Raw genomic sequence first — 445 nt, 5'->3', positions numbered from 1 at the left:
CATTCGCCTGAAGGGACTCACCCGCACCAGCGCCTCGCCACTCACCCGCGTCTCGCACGACGGCCCGCTGCCGCTGTCCTTCGCCCAGCAGCGGCTGTGGCTCATCGACCAACTGGAGCCGGGCAGCTCGCTCTACAACGTGCCCGTCGCCGTCCGGCTGGAAGGCCACCTGCGCGCCGACGTGCTGGAGCGCGCCCTGCAGGAAGTCGTGCGCCGTCACGACGCCCTGCGCACCACCTTCGCTCAGGTGGAGGGAGCGCCTGTCCAGGTCATCCACCCCGACAGCCACCAACCCCTGGCCCTCGTGGACCTCTCGGGCGTGCCCGAAGCGCAGCGCGAGCCCGAGACGCGGGCCCGCGTGGAGACGGAGATGCGCCGGCCCTTCGACTTGCGCACCGGCCCCCTCCTGCGCACCCTCCTCTTCAAGCTGAACGAAACCGAGCAC

Annotated in this window: 1 protein-coding gene; it reads left to right on the top strand. The window is 71.2% G+C overall.

The features are described 5' to 3' along the window. On the top strand, positions 1 to 445 hold a 445-nt coding region (locus tag AABA78_RS38940), incomplete at both ends, for a condensation domain-containing protein (protein WP_338270598.1).

The sequence above is a fragment of the Corallococcus caeni genome, from assembly GCF_036245865.1.
Taxonomy (GTDB): Bacteria; Myxococcota; Myxococcia; order Myxococcales; family Myxococcaceae; genus Corallococcus; species Corallococcus caeni.
Note: the sequence above shows the minus strand (reverse complement) of the source record. Positions and strands in the feature narration are given on the sequence as shown.